Source organism: Vibrio sp. M260121 (assembly GCF_036533715.1).
Taxonomy (GTDB): Bacteria; Pseudomonadota; Gammaproteobacteria; order Enterobacterales; family Vibrionaceae; genus Vibrio.
Genome location: NZ_JATABF010000001.1, coordinates 200198 through 218883, shown reverse-complemented (window position 1 = coordinate 218883; position 18686 = coordinate 200198). Strand labels below are relative to the sequence as shown.

General features: G+C 47.2%; 14 protein-coding genes and 1 pseudogene. 7 read left to right on the top strand and 8 right to left on the bottom strand.

Features of this window, described 5'->3' with window-relative positions:
- Positions 1-51: 51 nt before the first annotated feature.
- From QTO06_RS01015 to QTO06_RS01005, 3 genes and pseudogenes are all read right to left on the bottom strand, one after another.
- Complete coding sequence (locus tag QTO06_RS01015) at positions 52-474, bottom strand: GtrA family protein (RefSeq protein WP_331406563.1); 423 nt, start codon at positions 472-474, stop codon at positions 52-54.
- A 4-nt stretch (positions 475-478) separates the two neighbouring features.
- Positions 479-1885, bottom strand: a complete 1407-nt coding sequence (locus QTO06_RS01010; RefSeq protein ID WP_331406562.1) for an ArnT family glycosyltransferase — start codon at positions 1883-1885, stop codon at positions 479-481.
- A gap of 2 nt (positions 1886-1887) precedes the next feature.
- Positions 1888-2928, bottom strand: a pseudogene (locus tag QTO06_RS01005) (glycosyltransferase family 2 protein).
- 152 nt (positions 2929-3080) lie between these two features.
- Here QTO06_RS01005 and QTO06_RS01000 point away from each other — a divergent pair.
- Positions 3081-3758 (top strand): response regulator transcription factor, encoded by a 678-nt coding sequence (locus QTO06_RS01000; protein ID WP_331406561.1) that lies wholly within the window; start codon positions 3081-3083, stop codon positions 3756-3758.
- Positions 3755-5053, top strand: a complete 1299-nt coding sequence (locus QTO06_RS00995; RefSeq protein WP_331406560.1) for a sensor histidine kinase — start codon at positions 3755-3757, stop codon at positions 5051-5053. Before QTO06_RS01000 ends, QTO06_RS00995 begins: the two co-directional genes overlap by 4 nt.
- A 96-nt stretch (positions 5054-5149) precedes the next feature.
- Here QTO06_RS00995 and QTO06_RS00990 read toward each other — a convergent pair whose 3' ends face one another.
- Positions 5150-6388: a leucine-rich repeat-containing protein kinase family protein gene (locus QTO06_RS00990; protein WP_331406559.1), complete on the bottom strand. Its 1239-nt coding sequence runs from the start codon at positions 6386-6388 to the stop codon at positions 5150-5152.
- 223 nt (positions 6389-6611) lie between these two features.
- Between QTO06_RS00990 and QTO06_RS00985 the strand changes: the two genes are divergently transcribed.
- From QTO06_RS00985 to QTO06_RS00975, 3 genes are all read left to right on the top strand, one after another.
- Positions 6612-7508 (top strand): 1-aminocyclopropane-1-carboxylate deaminase/D-cysteine desulfhydrase, encoded by an 897-nt coding sequence (locus QTO06_RS00985; RefSeq protein ID WP_331406558.1) that lies wholly within the window; start codon positions 6612-6614, stop codon positions 7506-7508.
- Positions 7509-7868: 360 nt separating this feature from the next.
- A complete protein-coding gene (locus tag QTO06_RS00980; protein WP_331406557.1) occupies positions 7869-9221 on the top strand; it encodes a LysM peptidoglycan-binding domain-containing protein in 1353 nt (450 codons plus the stop codon).
- Positions 9222-9314: 93 nt separating this feature from the next.
- Positions 9315-10760 (top strand): hypothetical protein, encoded by a 1446-nt coding sequence (locus QTO06_RS00975; protein ID WP_331406556.1) that lies wholly within the window; start codon positions 9315-9317, stop codon positions 10758-10760.
- A 215-nt stretch (positions 10761-10975) separates the two neighbouring features.
- Here QTO06_RS00975 and QTO06_RS00970 read toward each other — a convergent pair whose 3' ends face one another.
- Entirely contained in the window at positions 10976-11518 is a 543-nt protein-coding gene (locus QTO06_RS00970; protein ID WP_331406554.1) for a hydrolase, read from the bottom strand.
- A 117-nt stretch (positions 11519-11635) separates the two neighbouring features.
- Positions 11636-12496 carry a LysR family transcriptional regulator gene (locus QTO06_RS00965; RefSeq protein WP_331406553.1) on the bottom strand — a complete coding sequence of 287 codons (861 nt, stop codon included), beginning with the start codon at positions 12494-12496 and terminating at the stop codon, positions 11636-11638.
- Positions 12497-12610: 114 nt separating this feature from the next.
- Here QTO06_RS00965 and QTO06_RS00960 point away from each other — a divergent pair, with 114 nt between their 5' ends.
- Together QTO06_RS00960 and QTO06_RS00955 are read left to right on the top strand one after the other, a co-directional pair.
- Complete coding sequence (locus QTO06_RS00960; protein WP_331406552.1) at positions 12611-13675, top strand: HlyD family secretion protein; 1065 nt, start codon at positions 12611-12613, stop codon at positions 13673-13675.
- Positions 13676-13684: 9 nt separating this feature from the next.
- Positions 13685-14704 carry a DUF2955 domain-containing protein gene (locus QTO06_RS00955; protein ID WP_331406551.1) on the top strand — a complete coding sequence of 340 codons (1020 nt, stop codon included), beginning with the start codon at positions 13685-13687 and terminating at the stop codon, positions 14702-14704.
- A 1756-nt stretch (positions 14705-16460) separates the two neighbouring features.
- Here QTO06_RS00955 and QTO06_RS00950 read toward each other — a convergent pair.
- Complete coding sequence (locus QTO06_RS00950; RefSeq protein ID WP_331406550.1) at positions 16461-17489, bottom strand: methionine synthase; 1029 nt, start codon at positions 17487-17489, stop codon at positions 16461-16463.
- A gap of 30 nt (positions 17490-17519) precedes the next feature.
- On the bottom strand, positions 17520-18494 hold the full coding sequence (locus tag QTO06_RS00945) for a DUF1852 domain-containing protein (protein ID WP_331406548.1): 975 nt from the start codon (positions 18492-18494) through the stop codon (positions 17520-17522).
- Between the last annotated feature and the right edge of the window lie 192 nt (positions 18495-18686).

The window sequence follows — 18686 nt, the reverse complement described above, 5'->3', positions numbered from 1 at the left end:
ATCTCCCTGTTTTAAATGGAATTATCGTCACTCTCGACAACCACCCCCTACTTACCCTTGGTGAAACACCCATTTTGCACTGAGCAAATAATTACTCACCATGCCTGCCAATATGCCTAAGCTCAAAGCCAAATAGACCATCAACCCTTGCGTTCCTAGGGCGAGCGTTACGCCTTTGAACACAATAAAGTTCGGCAAAACACTGATACAAGCACTCGCCATAAATTTTTGCCATTGAGCGAAAGGGTTGGTTTTTTCTGCTTGAGAGAAAGTCAGCCAGCGATTGCCAAGCCACGTCGTGGTTGCTGCAAACAAAAATGCTATCCCACGAGCCAGCATCAACTCGAGACCAAACCAATGGAACAACACAGAAAAGATAAGGGTGTCGACCATAAAGCCGACACCACCTACCAGAGCAAACCTTGTTAACGAAGCAAGCCTTTCTGACGAAGCAAATTTTGGTAATTTGCGCATTCCGTTATCCAACCACACAGGTGTAGAGTGAGCGTTTCGATTTTGCTGTGAACTCGTTGGTACAACTCAACGCATTTTCATGAATCATGCTATCCACTTGCTGCGATTTACCAATCAGGTGGAATTTCTTCAGATTGTTTAAGTCATTCTTATCTTCAAGCTTTTTCGCCTGGCCATGGCTGTAAAACTGGCCAGAGAACGGTCGTTTGCCAATGTAGAATACAGGTGCACTGTCATCAATTTGCTCGAAGATTATGCGGTCGCTGCGGCTATCTGCTTTGCCCATATTTAAAACCAACATCGCAATCATAAGCAGAGCTGGCAACACCGCTGCCGTTCCGGTCAACCATTTGAAATCGTGTTTATCCACCAGAATTGCAATCAAAATACCCAATGCAGGCACACCCGGTAGTACGTAAGCAGGCAGAATATTCCCAGCCATGGTGAACAAGATCATTGGGGAAATCAGCCAACACATCAGGAAGCTAAACAAACCTTGATGATCAGTTTCAATGGCTTTGAGCACCTTACGACGTTTCCACGCCAAGATAGGCAATACAATTGACCAAGGCGCAGCCGATTGCAGCCAGAATACCCAGATCATCCCACGTGGTTGATCATGAGCAGAGCCATACAGATCCCCTTCCCAACCGCTGACAACAAAACGCTTAAAGTGCTCGCCAACAATAAAGTAATCAATAAATCCAGGTGTCGCCATTTCAGCCATGATGTACCAAGGTAGAGCAATCGCCAGCATGAGCGCCAAACCCGATACAATTGGAAAACGCTGCCACAGCGCTTTGAAGGCACCGAAGAAACCATGCTGAATCACAAGCCAAGGAAACACTGCGATGCCCATGATCACGATCGCCACCGGACCTTTTGCTAACAGCCCGCAAGCCAAGCCAAAGAAACCGAGGTAACCCCACAAACGGCTGTATTTGTCTTTGCCGAGCCAGCAATAGTAAAAACCGACCATCGCCATCGTCATTGCCAACGTCAGTGCCATGTCGGTCATCACCGCGCCCGCCGCAATGGAAAAGATGCCACACGTCGCCAGTACTAGCGCTGCGATCAACGCGCTAGTACCCGCTCGATAAGCCATAAAGGCAATAAAGAAGATCGTCGCAACACCAGCCAACCAGTGTGGTGCACGCACCGCGAATTCATTCAATCCAAACAGTTCTATGCCATAAGCACTCATCCAAGTGAACAGCGGCGGCTTACCCCAAAAAGGGACACCGTAATCAAACTGAGGGGTGAGCCAATTACCCGTTTCCACCATCAAGCGTGCCATTTCGCCGTAGCGGGCTTCTGTGGTATCCATCAAAGGGTAAGTCGCAAGTGAAATAAGACGGAGTAAAAGCGCAAACGCCAACAACAACCACAGATGGGTTTTATTAATACTCATGATTACGCGGTTTCTCCTAGTTTAAACTTTATGGTTTGGATGGATTGATGTTTCGCAGGCTGCTCGTAAACAGACTGGATAAGATAAAGAGGACGCTGCTTGGTCTCGACAAAAATACGCCCGATGTATTCGCCCAAAAGGCCAATCGACAGCAGTTGAACGCCTCCCAATGCGAGTTAAACCACCATCATGGATGGGTAACCCGTCACAGGTTCCCCAAATACTACGGTTTTCATCACGATGAATGCGCCATAAAGAAAGGCACTGAACGCCACTAACGCCCCCGCTAACGTCGCTAAACGCAAAGGACGAATCGAGAACGAGGTAATGCCGTCCATTGCAAGGCCAATCAGCTTGAGGTAATTCCATTTGGTTTCACCACAGAAACGAGCGTCACGCTCAAACTGAACCGTCACTTGCTTAAAACCCGGCCAAGAGAAAATGCCTTTCATGTATCGGTTACGCTCTGGTAGCGCATTGATGTGTTTGACCACTTTTGCGCTCAACAAACGGAAATCGCCCACGTTCTCAGGCACATCCAATTTCGCCATGCTGTTAAGCACTTTGTAAAAGCAGGCGGCTGAGAAGCGCTTGAACCAGGTTTCACCGTGGCGTTCACTACGCTGCATGTTCACCACGTCATACCCTTCACGCCATTTTGATACCATTTTCGGGATCAACTCCGGCGGGTCTTGCAAGTCGGCATCAATCACGATCACCGCTTCACCTTGGCAGTGTTCCAGGCCCGCACTCATGGCTGACTCTTTGCCGAAGTTACGACTTAATGCAATACAACGAACGTCGCTAGAAGATTGAGAAAAGTTTTGCGCGATCATTAGGCTGTCATCTTTGCTGCCGTCGTCCACATAAACGATTTCACAGCGTTCTGGCATTTCATCCAAAACGGCGGCTAAACGACGATGAAATTCAGGCAAGACTTCTTGCTCGTTAAAGAATGGCACCACAACAGACAAAACTGTTTTAGGCTCAGTGTGTTGGCTCACCTTTGAAAAGGTTGCAGCGTGAATGTTGAAAGTTGACATGCTACTCTTCCACTAAACTCGATGAATGAATCCAGTCTACAAACATCAATGTGAAAGAGATGTTGTTGACATCTTTTTCACGTTCTTAGTGAATAATGCTCGGTTAAGACGAAGTCTTATTTTCGAAAACCCGCCCACTTGGAGAGAAATACATGAAACGCGTACTTTTGGTCGAAGATAATCGAGAAATTGCAGGCATGCTGTTCGATTATTTTGAGTGTGCAGGTATGGAACTCGATTACGCGGACAATGGCGAGCTGGGCTTGAAGTTAGCGATGGAAAACACCTTCGACATCATCTTGCTCGACCTCATGCTACCACGCATGGATGGCCTAACCATGTGTAATAAACTTCGCGATGCGGGCAACAACACACCAGTGCTTATGCTGACGGCACTCGATAGCCGCGACGATATGCTCAAAGGCTTCCAACACGGTGCGGATGACTATCTAACCAAGCCTTTCGACTTGGATATTCTAGAAGCGCGCATGATGGCGCTGATCCGCCGTTACCGTGGCACCGTGGCTTCGAGTAAATTGGAATACGGTGAAGTGTCTATCGACCAAAAAACGCATAAAGCTTACCGCCAAGATAAACTGCTGGCGCTAAACCCAACCACTTACACCATTCTGGAAATGCTTGTGAAAAGCGCGCCAGACGTAGTAACACGCGAAGAAATCGCCTTCCAACTTTGGCAAGAGAACGAGCCAAACAACGACGTTCTGCGCAGCCACATTTACCAACTGCGTAACCAACTTGATAAGCCATTTGAACAACATGTGCTGATCACCGTGCCGAAAGTTGGCTTCCGCTTGGAGACAGGCGCATGATCAATCGCTTACTTGCTAGCACGCAAAGCACACAAAGTATGACAGGGCGACTCGCTCTGTTTTTCTCTTTTGTGTCTGTCGTGATTGGCATCTTCTGCTTTTTGTTGATTACTGGCTCCCTGCTTTGGTCTGAAGACCGCGTGGGTGAGCGTCGTATTATGGTCGACAAAAAAGAAGCGATTGAACATTTCCAGTCCCACCCAGAGCAAGGCAGTATTCAGCTTGATCTGCTCACCACCGCTTACAACGACATCTCATTGGTTGCCGAGCGCTATCAAAAATACTTGATTGGTCAAAAGCACTTTCTTGATGAAGTAGAAGACGGTGAATACTCGCGCATGGTTTACATGAGCACTTACACCTACAAAGGCGTTGAGCACCCGGTGATTCTGGTTTCCTTGATTGATGAAATAGAGATCACCTCAGAGGAATTCATTCTCGTCGTCGCTATGGTGCTGTCCATTGTCGCCGTGCTAGTGTTCCTGTTTGGTAGCCTGCTACTGCGCTTATCACAACGCTTAATTGAACCCGTCAATGCGCTTAAAACTCAACTCGATCATCACCAAGGCGATGCCACGCAGACGTTTAGTGTGCCAGAAGGCTCGGCCAAAGAGTTCCAAACTCTTGCGGATGAGTTGAATGAGTATCGCCTCAAAATCAGCCAAGTCATCAAGCGCGAGCAAGCCTTTGCACGATACGCAAGCCATGAACTGCGTACGCCGTTAACCGTGATGAAAGGCTCAAGTAGCTTACTGGCGAGAAGTGCGAACACGGATTTCCAAACCCGCCAAGTGAACCGAATTCAGGATGCAACGAAGCAGATGTCGACCATGGTGGATGCCCTACTCGGCTTAGTGCGTTACGAGCGTAATGCAGATGATTCACCAGTACGCAGCATCACCGAAGAAGAACTCAACCAAATCATCTTCCAAAGCCAAGCTCAGGCGGATGAGAAAGCACTCAGCTTTGATGTGCAGATCGACGGCAACCCAAGAACGCGCGCGACCAATGCTGTGTTGACCATTATTCTTGGCAACCTGATTCGCAACGGCATCGCCGCGACACCATCGGGAGCAATTCATATCAATATGGATGAAAACACCATCTCGGTGCGCGATGAAGGCGAAGGTTTTTCAACCATTCCACATTCTGATGGGCACGGGTTAGGTTTGATGATTGTGGACGATTTGTGCCAACGCTATGGCTGGCAATTTAAGATTGGTACACATCCAGAAGGTGGTTGTGAGGCAGTAATTGATCTTGCGTTAGAGCATCAAGAGGCTTGCTCAGAGTAACTTCCTCAGCACTTAATTCAATTGAGAGGTATCTACTTTGCTCAGTCTCAAAACAAGCAATTCGATACCTCTTTCTAATTTCGATTGAATGAAATCTTATGCTGCAAGCGCAGCTAGTCGATTGAATGCTTGCGATGCCAATTCCGACGCTTCACACACAGAAAACATATCTTCGATAAAGTACTTCAACGCTCTGGATTCAATGGTTCGGATTGCCGCTTGCTGCTCGTCTGATAAGTAACCGTAGATGCTTGCGGCGCCAAAGTCGCCGAAGATCATCTCACCTTGGTCATTCACCAAAGTATTGTGCGCATACAAATCACCATGGCATACCTTGTTGTCGTGCAGGTGATTAAACACGTCCACCATTTGCTCCACAATGGAATTAACTTGCTCGACCGTCAGCGTAACCCCTTGAGGGAATGTATCTCGGGTGCAAGTTTCCAATGTTGGCGGCAAACCTAAGTTGTAGTAGCTGTTTGGGATAAGCTCCATCACCAAAGCAAGCTCATTGCCGTCATCCACTTGCGCGATGGATTTCACCAAGTTGTTGTGATGCCCGGCTTGCAAACATGCTTCAAGTTCATCATGTGGGTAGCCGTCGCTGGTCACTTCGCCCTTGAACACTTTCACCGCCACTTCGTTCGGGAAGTCGTATTGAGTGTCAATCCAGTTAGCATGAGAAATAACACCACTCGCACCTTGGCCAAGTACATGGTTAAGTGAGTAACTGTTTGTGGTCACTTTCGGCACGCTGTCTAACGAAGATGGGTGTTTGCAGAATGGGTTACCTGCGAACGCAAACCATGCCAATTTAGGTAGCTTCATCAGCACATCCGGGAAGTGCTCTAATTGGTTCGCAGAGAGGCGAATCAATTCTAAATTGACCAAGTTTTCCATGCTGTTTGGCAGTTGCTTGATGCGATTGCCCGCCAATGCAAGCTTTCTTAGGCGTGGTCTTTCACCCAGACTGTTTGGCAGAACTTCAATCTCATTGTCGGTCAAAATCAACCAACGTAACTGAGTTGGTAGTGAGGCTTCACTCACCACTTTAATCTTGTTGGTTTTAAACCCAACCATCTCAAGGTTTGGCAATTTACCCAAGACCTCTGGCAGATGGGTGAACTGGTTGTTGGAAGCAAAGATGATTTTTAGCTTGGTCAACTGTTCCAGTTCTGGTGGCAAATCTGACAGTGTGTTACCAGATAAATCTAACACTTCAAGCGTTTCTGCAAGCTCTAAAATTTCCATAGGAAACTCAGTTAGCCCTTCCGCCAACTTCAGTTGTTTCGTTCCTACTAATTGTCCTGTTTTTAATTGTTCTAGAGTTTGCAAAACCAAGCCTTCTGATTGAGTTGAAATAAGCGGCGTAGTCTACGTGGCTTGAAGCAGAAAGGCGAGCCGTGGAATTGAATCCCCTGAAATCAAAACAGCTAAAACATCAGGAATAACCGAAATGGATGTACTGAAACCCAGACTTTTTATCTGGGTTTAATGGCGTTACACTACGCGCCCTTTTTAACGGCAAGGTCGCGTGGTTGGACACGTCAGCAGTAGCATGAAACTCTCTGAAAGCCCGATAACTCAACACAACTTCAACGGTCATACCTTTTTCCTTAAGCGTGATGACATGCTGCATTCTCACTTTTCTGGGAACAAAGCACGTAAGTTTATGGCGTTGATGGAAACGCAGAACAGCGACATCAAGACCCTCATCAGTTACGGCTCTGCTCAATCCAACGCGATGTACTCGCTTGCCGCTCTGGCGCAAATCAAAGGCTGGAACTTCGAGTTCTACGTTCAACATATTCCGTCTTGGCTTAAAGACTCCCCTATCGGCAACTATCGTGGTGCGCTTGATTTGGGTATGAGTATCACAGCGATGCAGGACATCGAATCTACTTTGCATCCAACCGAATACATCGAACAGGTTCGTGGTTTGGACGACACGACCTTGGTGGTTCCAGAAGGCGGTAAAGCAAAAATTGCCGAAGCTGGAGTAAAGCAATTAGCGCGCGAGCTTCTTGATTGGACTCGCCTTGAAGGCAAAAAACAGTTTGTTGTGGCCTTGCCATCAGGAACCGGAACCACTGCGCTTTACTTAAGTAAACATTTGAAGCCACACGGAATCGAGGTTGTTACCTGTGCTTGTGTCGGTGATGCCCAGTACCTCACAGAACAATTCGGCACGCTAGAAACAGAAAATCACCCAACCATTCTCTCTGTCCGCGATAAGCATCATTTCGGACGTTTGTATCAAAGCGATTACGAAACGTGGAACGCGCTCTACGATCAAACCAACCTAGAGTTCGACCTACTGTATGACCCTTACATGTGGCAATGCTTACAGCCGTGGTTGGCAGAAAATGAAGATAAAACCTTGATTTACATCCATCAAGGTGGATTACTTGGCAATGAATCCATGTTGCCGAGATACCAAAGAGAGTTTGAGTAAGCTTATTGGCTCTTCCAATAGAGCACGGCGCTGGTTAATGGTTATGGTTGGCTATCGGTTATCAACTGTCAGTTCTTAACTGCTGGTTATTAAGCTTTTGTCATCAATAATCAGTAATTAGCGCTTCACACTTTCCTAAAATAAGTCATCAATATATCTACCTACCCTTCGCATTAATATTATTTATTGCACCATCCTCTCGCTTTAAAAACATTATTATCATTAAATACCTTATTCTGCGTGACTTTCGTTCTGACTATAGATTTAGTAACTAAGCAAAAAGAATTGGTTGTTTTGTCTATAGTGCGTTCTTTTATTTGCCGCTAAGCTATCACCAATTAAATCCAAGAGGCGATATTAATGAAGCGTCCAACATCAACACGTGTGAGGGGAGCTGGCTACTCGCCGCTTATCGAATCCACGCCAACTACGTCAAATAAGCACTCATCCACTAGCCGTCATTCGTACACAAGTAACCAATCACGTCCACAAAACAGTGCGCCAGCAAGCTACAGCTCGTTAGTCCATGACTATCAATCTCAGGCAGAGGCGAAATTTGAATGTCGAATTAAAATCCATGCGCCAAAAGACGATTTAAACACACTTCGACCGGGTGTTTTTTCTCTGGCGAAAACGCTAAAAGAACCGCTTATTAAACGCTGGGGAAAATTAGAGAAAAACCAACCGTCGCCCTGTACCGTATTATCAGCAGAATGTTTCGAAGCCGAAGACAAAACCCTTTTACACGAACTTTTTCAAGACGTCGGCTTACAACAAAAATACATTGTCACGCCAAAACCGCTCGGTAGCGAATATACTAATGCTGAATTCATTCCATTTATTCCCGTCGTCGAGACCAAAGGTTTACTGGGTTGGGCAGCACAAGGCTTTTACTATTATTTCTATGATGGAAAGTTAATGCATGAAATGGCCATTCTTGGTAACGACAAGTTTTCTTGGCAAATGACCACTTCCAACGTCCATAGCATTACAGAAATACTGGCCAGCTCCAAAACATTCAACACCGTACTGGTGCCGGTCGCAATCGAGGGTAAGAAGGCCGCACCCCAGCATATTTTCTACCGCCAAGAGAAGCTCACCAATGAAGAGCTTGCAGAGATTAACCCGGCTTGGTTAAAGCAAAATGCAACGCTCATTGATATCGCAGCCCTTAAAGCGATTGTAAAGCAGTCTTTGTTACCAAGAGAAAATACAGCGACACAATCGAACAGCGAAACAAACAAAGCGAAGCCCCATAAAGTCAGTACCAACGACGACGGGACACCGGAACTCTGGACGGATATTGCGCCTCAATATGGGTTGTCTGCAAAAGCATTGCTCAAGCTTAATCCAAGCTACGAAAGCGATCCTATCGCACTCAAAGTTGGTGATGTGTTGAATGTCAGTGTGGCTCAGCAACCACAAAAAGCGACCAATGCTGAGCAAACCTGCCCTCAAGAGGCCTTTGCGGTTGGCCAAGCCTACCCGCTCGGAGACGTTTGGGGAAACTACGCAAAACGCGATGTATGGGGTGAGTACTCGGATTTAACGCAGCCCTCTTCAGTGATCAATATATTTAATCACTCGGGATTGTCGCAAAACACGCCAGTATTGAATGTGCAAAAAATTGAAAGCCGCGTATTACGAGTGGCCGTTTCTTTCGTCGAGGACGACATACAGTTGACGCACATAACCAGCCTATCTTCGGTCTAGTTTTTATGGCTTGCTGATTGACAAGGCAAATCAAGATCCCACTTGAGGGAGAGTCTTCCTCATCACTCATATTCAAAATAAGTGAACACACGCATGTACGGTGAAACGAATACTTCGGCGGCTTCCTCAAGCCAAGCGAAAAAAAGAAAGAATGATGCCTCCAACTCCTTACAAGGAGGTTCAGCAACTAAGCGCTCGCGAGAGGATCAGACCAGAGAAAATGCCGACAAGTGGGAAGCATTTCAACGAGATTGGCAAAACCACGTTGAAGATAACAACCTCACCGTCGCAGACCAGGCCGCTGAAGCGCTAATACGCTTTAACTACCGCTACGTTGTTAATGACAACACAGGTGCGCTCAAGTATGAACCTGTCAGCGTCGATCAGGTTTTGAATAACTACCGCGAATTAGAACGAGTTTACTACCGCCGACAAATCCACGATCCAAGCCCGGTGCAAACTCGACAACAAAGCCAGCAATCAACGTCACCAAGCGCTTCTCATTTTGAAGTAAGAATCGTGCCTCAATCCACCACGGGCACTGCTTTAATCGTTCCCTCCGTCGGTATGCCGAAAGAGTTTAAGATCAAAGAAAAACTGGAAGAGCTGTACTGGTACACAGAAGGCAGCGATAGACCCGTGTACTTGTTTGTGCACCAAAGCGAGCTGAACTTATATCACGAGCAAATAGGGACACTACTTCAAGCGGCTGGCGTAGGTTTGGTTGGATGGGCGTTCGAGTCCGGCACCGTTGGTTTTGGTGCAACAAGAAAGGCCGTCGTCGATTTTTGCAAACTCAAGCAACTCAAAAAAGTCACCATGATGGACTGCAATGTGTTGATGTCTGAAATGGATCTTATCTCCGCGGCGGAAGAAGCCACATCGGAAGTAAAAGACGACACCACCTTGTACATCTCGCTTGGTGTGACAAGTGGAGACACCTACGAAAAAGGCTCAAAAGCACCGAAAGGGTTGCTCAACGAGGGCGCAGTGAAAGGCCGACCAATCGAGCAGTTCACCATGCTCAACCGCAATGTGTTGTTTGACCCTGCGTTTATCTCTTCTTCCGAAGACATTGATGTCTCTAACGATATGAAGTTCTTCAACAGCATCAATCAGCAAAAGTCGATTGCTCTAAAAGACCTAAAGCTGCACCAAAAACTTAAGCATGAATTGGCGAGTCAGTATCCAAGAATCAACAAGCTCCGTTTAAGCCCAACATCTCAGGTTTACAACGAGCGATTCACAGCACATCTGACCCAAATTGCTCAGCAAGAGCAGAACATGGTGATTGAAGTCAAAACCGGAACCGAATCAAACGCGCAAAAGCACAAAGTGACGGTGAAAGCGCTCAGTGAATTTATTGCTGCAAAGCTTGGGAAAGATGCTCTTCGCATTCAATCTCTGATCATTGAAAAGATGCTGGTGAAATACAAAAACATGAGTATGGACAAAGGTTATCAATACACCCCTGAAGGGCTGGAAGAAACGCAAGCGGCACTTTTCCCGGAGAATGACAGCGCGGATAACAGCCGCTAGGGCCAAACACGTCAAAAGACGAAAGCTCAGCAGTCAAAAGCTATGCGTCCCTTGGCACTCGATTGCCAAGGGAGCGAGCTCGATTTCAAAGGGAGCGAACTACGAAATAGGCGGGGAGAAAGATAGGCGGAAAAATAGCTTTAAAATAAATAGTTACAAACGCTCTCAGTTACATCTTTACCTCTACCGTGATTGGCGTTCTAATCCGTTATTCTCTACTTAATGAGCCCTAAGATCTCTTTAAACTCTGGTGCTCGGCAATCTTCTACCATTTCATACAAACACATCTCAACGCCTGTTAGGCCAACACCATTCGCAGTCAGTTTTGCCAGCGCTAACGCTTTGTTTGCTGACGTTCGGGAAGAGACACAATCCGTCACCAGTTCCACTCGGTAGCCCATTTGACGCAGTGACACCGCGGTTTGATACACGCAAATGTGCGCCTCAATACCACAAACTAGCCAAGTATCGACTTTGGCGTTTTCTACCGCGAGTTTGAATGTCGGTTCTTTGCAACCATCGAAAGTGTGTTTAGCGATCGGCAAATGGTCCTTCGCTAACACTTCGCGGATCGGCTCAACCGTTGGCCCCAAGCGTTCTGGGTTTTGTTCCAGCCATAGGATGGGCAAGTTAAGTGCTTTCGCTCCTTTGACTAATTTGGTGGTGCTTTCAATCAGTGCTTCGCTTTCGTGCATGAGCGTTGCCAACTTACCTTGCACATCGACAACAATCAGACCGGTGGAATTTTTCGATAACATTCTCATCTCCTATGAGCCGCATGAAGGTGAATATACTCAAGCGTTTGAATAAAGAGAATGTACCAGAACTGCCGACTATTCAGATGAGCAAATTCGCAAAGTTATTGTCCGCTCACGCTATTGGAATTTTTCCCGAAACAGCTCAATCAAGGCTTTGACCTTGTTCGGTAAAAACAGATTGGATGGGTAAATCAACGTCAGATGTTGCTTAGGATGGGTGAACTCCGGCAACACCTCCACCAGTTGGCCGTCTTCCAAAGCGGGCTTGGAGTGCACTTGAGGAATGAATGCGATGCCATTGCCTGCAATCGCCATTAACCGCAGCAAGTTTAAATCGTCTGACCTAACCGCGACGTGTAATTCTGGGTCCAATAACCCTGCGTTGTATCGGTTGGTGAGTAAGCGATGGTGTTTTAAATCATCCATACTTTTTAATGGCGAATGGGCATCGAGGTAAGCTTGGGAAGCGACAAAATGACTGCGATAAGGCAATAAGCTGAACTGAACATAACTGTCGTCCGAGACTTTGGCTACGCTAGGAAGAAGCTGAAGATCGAACGCTTGACGCTTAAGATCGACACTCTCTTGGTGGTTCTCAATCTCTACCGACATATCCGGATAACGCGTGGTGTATTCGTTGATGATCCAGTTGAACGCAGCCGAGCTCATCAAAGCAGAAGGAATCGCGACGCGGACTTTGCCTGTCAATTCTTGCTCGTATTCGTGCATCACTTTCAAGCCTTGCTGAATATGTTCTATGGGTTGCCCCACCAGCTCAAACAGGCGCTTGCCGTGCTCGGTAAGCTCAATGGTTCTCGTAGTACGAATCAGCAATTGGCAGCCCAACGCTTTCTCTAATTCTTGCAAACGTCGGCTCACTTTAGAGCGTTGCAACTGGTTCGCCTCTGCCGCTGCACTAATGCCACCGTACACGACGGTTTGGCTAAACAGGTGAAGATCATCAAAACTTACGTTCATTGTCCTACTTTTAGGTCATTCATGCACTTATTGTCATTCTACTGAATTGTGATCGACTTCTCTATAATTCGTTATCTTATTTGCTTGCGAGCGCCATAAATTCAGGAATTTCTTATGACAGCGGATCATAAATTCAAACACTGGATGCGAACACTTATTGTCCTGTTCATTGTACTCTTTTTCTACATCATCATTGCTGACCGTCACGCGCCAATCACCACCGAAGGTCGCGTACAAGGTTATGTGGTGCAAGTCGCGCCAGAAGTGTCTGGCAAAGTGACCGACGTGCTGGTCGAAAACAACCAAGCGGTGCACAAAGGCGATGTGCTGTTCAAAATCGACGACCGCAAATACAAGATCGCTTTAGAACAAGCGCAGCTTTCACTGCAATCCGCCTACGAGAAAGAAGCAACACTGTATTCGCAACGAGAAGCGGCGTTGGCAAACATTGCTCGTGCTCAAGCAACTTACAACAATGCGCACAGTGAATACTCACGTCTACAAAAACTGTCGAAGCAAAAAGTGATTTCTCAATCCAATTTAGACAGTGCCTACGCACAAAACCAAGTTTCTCGTGCGGCACTGAAAGCAGAACAACAAAACTTGAAAGTGATTGAAGCACAACTTGGGGACAAAAAAGGCCAAAGCACCGCAGTACGCATTGCTCAAAACGGCATTGAGAAGGCACAACTAGACCTAACCAACACCGCGGTTCTTGCTCCAAGTGATGGTGTGGTGACGAACCTACAATTGGAAGTCGGCACCATGGCAAACACCAACATGCCATTGCTGACGTTTGTACCAACAGGCTCAATGTGGGTCGCAGCGGATTTCCGAGAGAAGTCTGTGGCAGGAGTAAGCAAAGACTACCACGCCATGGTGGCATTCGATGCAAATCCAGGTTCTGTGTACGACTTCGAATTATCGAGCCGAGATTACGGTGTTGCGGCCGCGCAACAAACTCCAAACGGCGCACTAACCAAAGTCGAAGTGAACAACCGTTGGGTACGTGATGCGCAGCGAACTCGCGTGAACCTGACCAGCGAAGAAGCCTTGCCTTCCTCTCTGTTCGTTGGTTCTCGTGCCACTATCGTGCTTTACCCAGACAACAGTCCGTTTTGGTCACTGATGGCACAAGTTCAAATCTACCTTGCTAGCTGGTTCCACTTTATCTACTAGGCGGCTGCGATGAAAACCTTACGTATTTGGTTTGGCTGCTCAATGGGTTTGGCGTTGAGCATGATCTTTGGTTGGTCTTACGGTTTCTTTGCCGTCATGCTGCCACTGTTCGTGCTCGGCCGCATGGACCACTTCAGTCTGCCACTCGTCTTGATGGTGCTGTTCTCGGCGGTTTGGACCACGGTTCAAGCCACCTTTATTCTCGAATACTTGCAGTTCCATCCTACTCTGATGTTCGCGGCAGTGGGCATTATGATGCTGTTTAAATGCATCGCGATGATGAACCCTAAAACCTACTTGTTTGGTTACATGGGACTGCTGGTTGGCTCGATCGTTCTGAACTTCGCGAGTTACGATTTCATGGATATCGAAGAGTTCAACGTCAACCTTTGGGTGATTTCGTTCAGTAATATCTTTGTTTGTGCCCTTGCCTATTGGTTATTCCCAGAGCCGGAATCGAAGATCTTACAAACAGAAATGACCACGCCAGTAAAAAGCGACATCGACTACATTAGCCAAGTTGCTATGGGTTGGGTGGTAGCAATGGCGGCATTTTTGGTGTTCCAAGTGGGCGATTTGTACGACTCGCTTTCGGCGCAGGCTTCAATACTGATCATCCTAACGCCAATGACACTGGCAGGTTCAATGGCCATGGCGAAAATCCGCATCATCGGTACAGCGCTGGGTTGTATCGCGGGTATGGTGGTACAGTTAATTTTAGGCAGCTGGTTTGGTCATGGGTTGCTGTTCTGGCTGGCGTTTACCATCGCTATGGGGCCATTCTGTTTGTGGCTAACGAAAGGACAAGTCAAAGCCGCCATTGCGTTCTCGGCGATGTCTGCCCTCTCCGTTCCACTGACCACATCATTAGTGCCTGAGCAGAAAGACGCGTTCTTCTCCATCTTGTACCGATTCAGTTCGATATTCGTGGCAGTGCTGCTGACCGCAATGGTGATGTGGGTAGTACACCACTGGATTCGCGTGATGTTGTTGAAGCATCCAGAAATGAAGAATGTGGAATTGAATTAACGGGAAACGGGAAACGGGAAACGGGAAGCGAAGTATGCCGCTCACCTTGCTAGGAGCGGCATTTTTATTTAGAACCGGTCACCCTGAACGACGAGGAACGAAGTGATTTAGGATCTACCCACAGAGTGCTGTTAAGTCCTGAGGCTATCGCCACTTCCCAGCGAGAGGTGAGCAGATTCCTAGTCTCGTCTAGACTCGCTGGAATGACCCAACTTTGGATACAAACCAAATAGTTGAGTACGTGAGCAACGTATCTACCAACGTCTGTCATCCTGAACAACGAGGGACGAGGTGATTCAGGATCTCCCCGCAAAGTGCTGTGAAGGTCTCAGGTTATCGCTATTTCCCAGCGAGTAGTTAGCAGATTCCTAGTCTCGCTTGAATGACCCTAACTTTAGATACAAACCAAATAATTGGGTACGTGAGTAACGCATCTCCCAACATCCGTCATCCTGAACAGCGAGGGACGAGGTGATTCAGGATCTACCTACAGTGTGCTGTGAAGTTCTGAGATTATCGCCACTTCCCAGCGAGTGGTTAGCAGATTCCTAGTCTCGTCTAGACTCGCTGGAATGACCCAACTTTGGATACACTCCACATATAAGAGTATCGCGAGCAACATATCTACCGACACCCGTCATCCTGAACAACGAGGAACGAGGTGATTCAGGATCTACTCACCGAGTGCTGTTAAGGTCTGAGGTTATCGCCATTTTCCCAGCGAGAGGTGAGCAGATTCCTAGTCTCGTCTAGACTCGCTGGAATGACCCTACTTTGGATACACTACACATATAAGAATATCGCGAGCAACGTACCTACTAGCGTCCGTCATCCTGAACAACGAGGGACGAGGTGATTCAGGATCTACCCACCGAATGCTGTTAAGTCCTGAGGTTATCGCCGTTTCCCAGCGAGTGGTTAGTAGATTCCTAGTCTCGCTTGGACTCGCTGGAATGACCCAATTTTGGATACATACCAAATATAAAAATATCGCGAGCAACATATCTACCGACGCCCGTCATCCTGAACAACGAGGGACGAGGTGATTCAGGATCTCCCCATCGAGTGCTGTGAAGTCCTGAGGTTATCGCCACTTCCCAGCGAGTGGTTAGCAGATTCCTAGTCTCGTCTAGACTCGCTAGAACGACCCAACTTTGGATACATACCAAATATAAAAATATCGCGAGCAACGTATCTACCAAAGTCCGTCACCCTGAACAACGAGAGACGAGGTGATTCAGGATCTACCCACAGAGTGCTGTTAAGTCCTGAGGCTATCGCTATTTCCCGGCGAGTGGTTAGCAGATTCCTAGTCTCGTCTAGACTCGCTGGCATGACCCAATTTTGTATACATACCAAATATAAAAATATCGCGAGCAACGTATCTACCAACATCCGTCATCCTGAACAACGAGGAACGAGGTGATTCAGGATCTACCCGCAAAGTGCTGTGAAGGTCTGAGGTTATCGCCATTTCCCAGCGAGTTGTGAGCAGATTCCTAGTCTCGTCTAGACTCGCTGGAATGACCCAACTTTGGACACATACCCAATATAAGAATATCGCGAGCAACGAACCTAACAACGTCCGTCATCCTGAACAACGAGGGACGAGGTGATTCAGGATCTACCCGCAAAGTGCTATTAAGGTCTGAGGTTATCGCCACTTCCCAGCGAGAGGTGAGAAGATTCCTAGTCTCGTCTAGACTCGCTGGAATGACCCTGTCTTAAGTTTCTGTATCGAAGATCAATTTCGATACTAGCCCGCCAACTCTTTACGAATGATCTCTGCGCCTGCGCTGAGTGCATTAAGCTTAGCAGTTGAAACTTCACGAGAGAGAGGCGCCATGCCGCAGTTAGTGCATGGGTAAAGTTTGTCGGCATCGACGTACTTAAGAGCTTCGCGCAGAGTTTCTGCAACTTCTTCTGGTGTTTCAATCTCGTTGGTTGCCACATCAATTGCGCCAACCATCACCTTCTTGCCGCGGACAAGTTCTAATAGTTCGATAGGTACGCGTGAGTTATGGCACTCAAGCGAGATGATATCGATATTGGATTTCTGCAACTTCGGGAACACCTCTTCGTATTGTCGCCACTCAGTACCCAATGTTTTCTTCCAATCCGTGTTGGCTTTGATGCCGTAGCCATAGCAGATATGCACGGCGGTTTCGCACTTGAGTCCTTCAATAGCGCGCTCTAAACAGGCAATGCCCCACTCATTCACATCATCAAAGAACACGTTAAATGCGGGCTCATCAAATTGGATAATGTCGACGCCTGCCGCTTCAAGCTCTTTGGCTTCTTGGTTAAGGATCTTTGCGAATTCCCAAGCCAGCTTTTCTCGGCTCCCGTAGTGATCATCATACAGTGTGTCGATCATCGTCATTGGCCCCGGAAGCGCCCACTTGATCGGTTGTTTGGTTTGCTGACGCAAGAACTTCGCATCTTCCACAAACACAGGTTTGGTTCGGCTTACTGGGCCAACGACCGTCGGTACACTCGCGTCATAGCGATTACGAATGGTCACGGTTTTGCGGTTCTCAAAGTTTACGCCGTTTAAATGCTCGATAAAGGTCGTCACAAAGTGTTGGCGAGTTTGTTCACCGTCACTGACAATATCGACCCCTGCCAGTTCTTGCTCTTGTAAAGAGACACGTAGCGCATCGCGTTTGCCATCAACCAGTTCATCGCCTTGCAGTTTCCACGGTGACCAAAGCGTCTCTGGTTGAGCAAGCCAAGAAGGCTTAGGTAAGCTGCCCGCCGTTGAGGTCGGTAATAGTGTTTTCATCGTCATTCCCTTTTAGATTCTCGTTATTGATTACGCGTAATTTGCAGACCATTGTTCAAGGATCGCTTGATAAGGTTTGATGAAATGCTCCTCAGCAAACTTCCCTTGCTCTTTCGCAAGCTGGCTGCGCTCTTCGCGGTCATAAACGATTTGGGTTAACGAGTGATCGAGATTCTTTAAGTTCGGTTGGTAACACTGGCCGGCTACCGCGTTCGCGTTGTAAATCTCTGGGCGGTAAATCTTTTGGAACGTCTCCATGGTACTGATGGTGCTGATCAACTCTAGGTTAGAGTAGTCATTCAACAAGTCACCGAAGAAGTAAAACGCCAAAGGAGCCACACTGTTTGGCGGCATAAAGTAGCGCACTTGTAGACCCATCTTTTTGAAGTACTGCTCAGTCAGTGACGATTCGTTTGGCTGGTATTCAAAACCCAACACCGGATGTTGGTTATCAGTACGGCGGTAAACCTTGTTGTCCGACACGCTCAAGCAAATCACTGGCGGCTTTTGGAAATGTTGTTGGTACGATTCCGACTTCACGAACGCTTTAAACAGCTTGCCGTGCAACTCACCAAAATCAGCAGGAATGCTAAATTGAGGCTGGTCTTTGTTGTGGTCTAACAGCAGAACGCTAAAGTCGTAATCACGCACATAAGAAGAGAAGTTGTTACCCACAATGCCTTCGATACGTTCATTGGTTTTGCGGTCAACAATGTTGGTTTTAAGCACTTCGATAGAAGGGAACGCTTCACCACTGCCTTGAATATCCATATCCACCGAGATGATTTCCAACTCGACACTGTAACGATCGCCATTTGGGTTATCCCAATGTGCCAAGGCATTAAAACGATTGTCTATCATGCGCAGTGCATTGCGAAGGTTATTCTGGCGGCTGTCACCACAAGCTAGGTTGGCAAAGTTGGTCGTGATGCGCGTGCTGTCTGATGGTTGGTAGTTCTCATCAAAACGGATGCTCTTAATAGCAAAGTTGAAATCGTTATTCATGGTGAGTTGGTATCCTATTTCCTTAGATAAACGCTGACTGATTCCTAACTCTGTTCTTGGGATGGTTGTGTTTTTTGATTTTCCCAATCGTCAGTGTGTGCAGCGTTTACTTCGAAAATTCAGTTCAAAAACAGCTGTCACAGTGCCTAACACCAGAGCAGTCTGTTTTTTATACTTGCTTCGTTACTTGAA